This is a genomic window from Nguyenibacter vanlangensis (assembly GCF_013376155.1).
In the GTDB taxonomy this organism is placed as follows: domain Bacteria; phylum Pseudomonadota; class Alphaproteobacteria; order Acetobacterales; family Acetobacteraceae; genus Gluconacetobacter; species Gluconacetobacter vanlangensis.
Genome location: NZ_JABXXP010000150.1, coordinates 1 through 5,746, shown reverse-complemented (window position 1 = coordinate 5,746; position 5,746 = coordinate 1). Strand labels below are relative to the sequence as shown.

Sequence of the window (5,746 nt, the reverse complement as noted above, 5' to 3'; positions counted from 1 at the left end):
GCTGGCCCCGCTGGCCCGGCTGGAGGGCGGGGGCGGCGTGTTCCTGTCGCCCTGCATCCTGGACGGCGTGACCGGCGAAACCCCGGCGGTGCGCGACGAATTGTTCGGCCCGGTCCTGACCGTGCAGACATTCGAGGACGAGGATGAGGCCCTGGCCCTGGCGTCACATCCGACCTATGGGCTGGCCGCCGGGGTGCATACCGCCAGCCTGGGCCGCGCCATGCGGGCGGTGCGCGGCCTGAAGGCCGGGACGGTCTGGGTGAATCGCTATGGCCGGTCGGCGGATTTCGTCATTCCGACCGGCGGGTTCGGCGGATCGGGCATCGGCAAGGATCTGGGCCGCCAGGCGGTCGAGGCCAATCTGCGGCACAAGAGCGTACTGATGGCCTTCGAGGATTGAGAGTCCGTCCGCGAGCGGGCGCCGGCACAGGGACAAGGATCAGAAATCATGACGACATATTCGATCGCCGTGCTGCCCGGCGACGGCATCGGCAAGGAGGTCATGCCCGAGGCGCTGAAGGTCCTAAAGCGCGTGGGGCAATTATGCGGCATCGGCTTCGCCTTCCGTCATTTCGACTGGAGCTGCGAGACCTGGCTGAAGGCCGGGCGGATGATGCCCGATGACGGCATGGCGCAACTGGCGCAGAATGATGCGATCCTGCTGGGCGCGGTGGGGTATCCGGGCGTGCCGGACCATCTGTCGCTCTGGGGGATGCTGCTGAAGATCCGCCGGGAATTCGACCAGTACGTCAATCTGCGCCCGGTGCGCCTGCTGCCCGGCATTCCCTGCCCGCTGGCGGGCAAGAAACCGGGCGACGTCGATTTCTGGATCGTGCGGGAAAATGTCGAAGGCGAATATTCCCGGATCGGAGGCCGCTTCGCGGAAGGCACGCCGGCCGAAGGCGTCGCGCAGACCGCCATCTTTACCCGCCACGGCACCGACCGGATCCTGCGCTATGCGTTCGAGCTGGCGCGCGGTCTGGGCCGGCCGCACGTGACGTCGGCCACCAAGTCCAACGGCCTGTTCCATTCCATGCCGTATTGGGACGAGCGGTTCGCGGCGATCGGCCGGGACTATCCCGACGTACGGACCGACCAGTACCATATCGACATCCTGGCGGCGCGCTTCGTCATGTCGCCCGAACGGTTCGACGTGGTGGTCGGCAGCAACCTGTTCGGCGATATCCTGTCCGACCTGGGGCCGGGCATGACCGGAACCATCGCGGTGGCGCCGTCCGCCAACATCAATCCCGAGAAGGCTTATCCGTCGATGTTCGAGCCGGTGCACGGTTCGGCGCCCGACATCTACGGACAGGCGATCGCCAATCCGATCGGCCAGATCTGGGCGGCGGCGATGATGCTCGACCATCTGGGCGAGGCCGAGGCCGGCAGCATGATCCTGCGCGCCCTGTCGGCCGTCCTGGAACGGGCGGACGCGCCGCGCACGCCCGACATGGGCGGCAGCGCAAAGACGGCGGACCTTGGCGACGCCATCGCGGCGGCGCTGCCGGCCTCATAGGGCGCATCCTGCGCATTTCGTTCAAAGAACGAAATCATCTGCCGTCACGGGAGGACAATCGACAGAATGCCCTGACCCGGATGTGTAACGAATGGCCTGTCAGGAGAAAACGCAACGCGGCCGGGGCTGGTGTGAAGCGGCACCCCGTCTCCCGCAGATGGAGTCCGACATGGCATATTCCAGAACATCGTCCGTTCTTCCGGGGCCTTGCGTCCGGCGACGCCTGACGGCAGGGGGGCGCCTGGCCGTTCTGTCGCTGTCCACGCTGCTGTCGGCCCATGCCGGCTGGGCGGCGAGCGCGACGTCCCATCCCCGGCAGCCATCTCCGGCCAAGCAGGCCAGCCGTCCGCGCGGCATGCAGGCCCGGGCGGGCGAGGATATCACGGTCCGCGCCGGGATCGCCTCGGCCACCGGGGTGACGAACACCACCCCGGGCGGCGGATTGATGCCGCCGCAGACGGTCCCCAAATCGCGCAGCGGCCTGACGCGCGATTTCATCGCCAAGCAAAGCCCGACCTCCAACCCCGTCGCGATGGTCGCCAGCCTGCCCGGCGTGGTCTATTCGGGCAACGATCCGCTGGGCACCAATGACGACCAGCAGGGCCTGTCGGTACGCGGGCTGGACCAGACGGAAATCGGCTATCTGTACGAAGGGATTCCGACCGCGGCACCGGTCTATCTGCTGCCCTATACCTCGTCGACCGCCGACAACGAGAATATTCAGAGCATCGAACTGACCCAGGGCTCGCCCGACATCACCTCGCCGCTCTACAACGCGGTGGGCGGCGAACTGACGGAAAAGCTGCGCGATCCGTCCGAGAATTTCGGCGGCCTGGTCAATGCGTCCTACGGCTCCTTCAGCCTGAAGCGGGAATTCGTCCGGCTGGACAGCGGCGAGATCGGCCATACCGGCATCCGTTCCTTCCTGTCTTTTTCCTATCGCGAGGCGGATGAATGGCGCGGCGTCGGCCAGACCCGCCGCTATCACGTGGACGGCAAGATCCTGAAGGAATGGGGGCACGGCAACCGTGCCGAATTCGTGCTGTCCTACAACGACCCGCTGCAATACTACCTGCGCGCGCCGACCCGCGCGCAATGGAACCGGTACGGCGTGAACTACAACTATGCCGACACATACACGACCGGAAATTCGGCCTATTACAAGCTCGAGGAGAACGTGCACCGCACCGTGATCCTTGGCGCGCCCGTCAGCCTCGACCTCGGCGGCGGGCTGCGCTTCAACACCACGCCCTATTTCACCTACGCCACCGGCTACGACAATGGCGGCACCAACCTGTCGCGCACGGCCAGCTATTACGGCAACCAGCCGGCCGGCGTGCTGCAGGTGCCGGGTGCCCAGGCGGGGCCGACCATCCCCGCGATTTCGATCGATACCTACAATCTGTATTACAGCGGCCTGAACAATACGCTGTCCTGGACATCGGGGCACAACACGCTGGCCATCGGCTACTGGTATGCCTATTTCGACCAGTCCGAGCCCTCGTTGTACGAGGCGCTGGGGCCCCAGGGGCAGGTCTCCAGCATGTACGGCCAGTGGCCGATCCTGACGCAGAGCGGCGTGCCGCTGTCGCAATATGACATCCACCTGGTCCAGCAGACGAACTCGCTGTTCATCAACGACACCTACAGGGCCCTGGGCGACCGGCTGACGCTCACGGCCGGGTTCAAGGAAACCATGGTGACGCGGACCGAAACGCAGAACATTCCCGGCGCGACCTACCGCAATGGCGAAAGCGAGGCCGCGCCGCTGCCGCAGGTCGCCGTCAGCTACAGGTTGACGCCGCACGACATGGTCTATGTCAACGGCACGACGTCCTTCCGCCTGCCGGCCTCGATCATGTCCTATGCCGACCGTTTCAGCGTCTCGACCGGCACGCTGACTCGCGCGCACGCCGTCGACCCCAAGCCCGAATATGCGATCGGCGAGGAAATCGGCTATCGCCATTACGGCCTGGTCAATCTGGCGCTGGCGCTGTTCAACTATAATTTCACCAACCGGCAGATCAATACGACGACCTATGCCAGCGGCATTCCGGTCACGGAATCGATCGATGGCGGCGGCCAGACGGCGCGCGGCGCGCAGATCGAGCTGGGCCTGCGGCCGTGGCATCATGTCAGCCCCTATGTCTCGGCCCAGTATCTGCATGCGACGACGGACAACAACCTGCAGGTCGGCGGCGACTATGTGCCGACCGCCGGCAAGATCGCGGTCAAGAGCCCCAAGGCGACGGTCGCAGTCGGCCTGTCCTACGATGACGGCAGCCTGTTCGGCGCGTTCAACATGAACTACGTCAGCAAGCAATATTCGACCTTCATGGATGACGAGACGGTGCCGTCCTTCGAGACGTTCAACCTGAACATGGGCTATCGTTTCCGCTCCTTCAGCTATCTGAAACATCCGCAGATCCAGCTCAATCTGCTCAATATCGGCAATAACGGTTTCCTGTCCGGCGTCAGCGGCCTGAGCATGAATGCCAAGACGATGCGCGGCGTCTTCGGGTCCAGCATCGCCGGCAGCGCGCCGACCTATTATGTCGGCGGCGGCTTCGCCGGCGTGCTGTCCCTCACCACCGGGTTCTGAAACCCGTCATCGCGAAAGCCAAGTCCATGACACGCACACCCCGGGTCCTGACCTTCGACGTCGTCGGCACGCTGATCGATTTCGAACGGGGCATGCATGACTCCCTGCGCGCCCTGCGCGGCCCGGACGCGCCGCCGCTGGACTTCGAATCCTTCCTGACGGCCTATCGCGGCATGCGGAACCGGCCGGACAAGCGCCTGTTCCCCGAGGACCTGGAGCCGATCTATCACGAACTGGCGCCCCGCTTCGGCCTGCCGCCCGGCAATGAGGCGGCGCGACGCTTCGTCGCGGCGGCGCATGACTGGCCGGCCTTTGCCGACTCGGTCGAGGCTCTGGCGCGCCTGTCACGGCATTTCCGGCTGGTGGCGATGACGAATGCGCGGCGCTGGGCCTTCGCCGGCATGGAGAAGACGCTCGGCATGCCGTTCTTCGACACCGTCACCGTGGATGACGCAAGATGCGAGAAGCCGGATCCGGCCTTCTTCGATCGTGCGCTGGCGAAGCTCGCCCCCGCCGGGTTCGTCAAGACGGACGTGCTGCACGTGGCGCAGAGCCAGTTCCATGATATCGGCGTGGCGCGCGCGCTGGGCTATACCGTCTGCTGGATCGAGCGGCGCAAGGCGGCGGGCGGCGGTTTCGGCGGCACCGTCGCGGTCGAGACGCTGACCGCGCCCGACTATCATTTCCACAGCATGGCCGAACTGGCCGACCTGGCCGATCGCGGGGGGCTGGTGATGAAGACGCCGGGTGCAGGCGATCCTGCTATGATCTGAAAGTCATTCGGCAGGAAACTCTGTGCCGGCGGCCGTTTCGGATGATCCGACCGTGCCGTCCGTGATGGAGTGGAGAAAGCCCACCGAAGAGAAAGAGAGAGAGTCATGTCTGTCTTCCGGCCGAAATACATCACCTTCGACTGCTACGGCACGCTGACCCGCTTCCGGATGAGCGACCTGGCCCGCACCCTGTTCGCGGACCAGATCCCGGAAGAGGGGATGACCCGGTTCTGCGCCGATTTCGCGGGCTATCGGCTCGACGAGGTCCTGGGCGCCTGGAAGCCCTATCGCTATGTGGTGATGAACGCGGTGGAGCGGACCTGTCGCCGCTGGGGCATCCGCTTCGACGCCGACGTCGCCAACCGTTTCTATGACGCGGTGCCCACCTGGGGCCCGTGGCCGGACGTCACCGAGCCGCTGAAAAGGATCGCCCGCGAGATCCCGCTGGTGATCCTGTCGAATGCCGACAACCGGCAGATCCATGACAATGTGCGGCTGCTGGGCGCGCCGTTCCATCGCGTCTACACCGCCGAGGACGCGCAGGCCTACAAGCCGCGCATGCGCGCTTTCGAATATATGTTCGACCAGCTTGGCTGCGGGCCGCAGGACGTGCTGCACGTCTCCTCGTCGCTGCGCTACGACCTGATGACCGCACGGGACCTGGGCATCACCCACAAGGTCTTCGTGGCGCGCGGCCATGAGCCCTCTACTCCGGCCTATGGCTATACCGAGATCACGGATATCGGCGGCCTGCCTGCCGTCGTCGGACTGTAACCCTGGACCCGCGCCAGACAGCACCGGTCGGCGGCCGAGCCGGCGCGATCCCCCGGCGGGCCGTGCTGGGCGGCGGGG

5 protein-coding genes are annotated in these 5,746 nt (G+C 65.6%); all 5 read left to right on the top strand.

Annotated elements, in window-relative coordinates; translation table 11 throughout:
- The coding region (locus HUK84_RS09155) for an aldehyde dehydrogenase family protein (protein ID WP_176640020.1) at window positions 1-400 on the top strand (400 nt) is incomplete at its 5' end.
- Between the two features lie 48 nt (window positions 401-448).
- Window positions 449-1,519: a tartrate dehydrogenase gene (locus HUK84_RS09150; protein ID WP_218064291.1), complete on the top strand. Its 1,071-nt coding sequence runs from the start codon at window positions 449-451 to the stop codon at window positions 1,517-1,519.
- Between the two features lie 169 nt (window positions 1,520-1,688).
- Window positions 1,689-4,121, top strand: a complete 2,433-nt coding sequence (locus tag HUK84_RS09145; protein WP_246285574.1) for a TonB-dependent receptor — start codon at window positions 1,689-1,691, stop codon at window positions 4,119-4,121.
- Window positions 4,122-4,147: 26 nt separating this feature from the next.
- Window positions 4,148-4,894, top strand: coding sequence for an HAD-IA family hydrolase (locus HUK84_RS09140; RefSeq protein WP_176640019.1), 747 nt, complete (start codon window positions 4,148-4,150; stop codon window positions 4,892-4,894).
- Between the two features lie 105 nt (window positions 4,895-4,999).
- A complete protein-coding gene (locus tag HUK84_RS09135) occupies window positions 5,000-5,668 on the top strand; it encodes a haloacid dehalogenase type II (protein WP_176640018.1) in 669 nt (222 codons plus the stop codon).
- Window positions 5,669-5,746 lie beyond the last annotated feature (78 nt).

What these genes read in the sequence shown, in the direction of transcription:
- HUK84_RS09150 (WP_218064291.1), top strand. Translation starts at nt 449, where the DNA reads ATGACGACATATTCGATCGCCGTGCTGCCCGGCGACGGCATCGGCAAG.
- HUK84_RS09140 (WP_176640019.1), top strand. Translation starts at nt 4,148, where the DNA reads ATGACACGCACACCCCGGGTCCTGACCTTCGACGTCGTCGGCACGCTG.
- HUK84_RS09145 (WP_246285574.1), top strand. Translation starts at nt 1,689, where the DNA reads ATGGCATATTCCAGAACATCGTCCGTTCTTCCGGGGCCTTGCGTCCGG.
- HUK84_RS09135 (WP_176640018.1), top strand. Translation starts at nt 5,000, where the DNA reads ATGTCTGTCTTCCGGCCGAAATACATCACCTTCGACTGCTACGGCACG.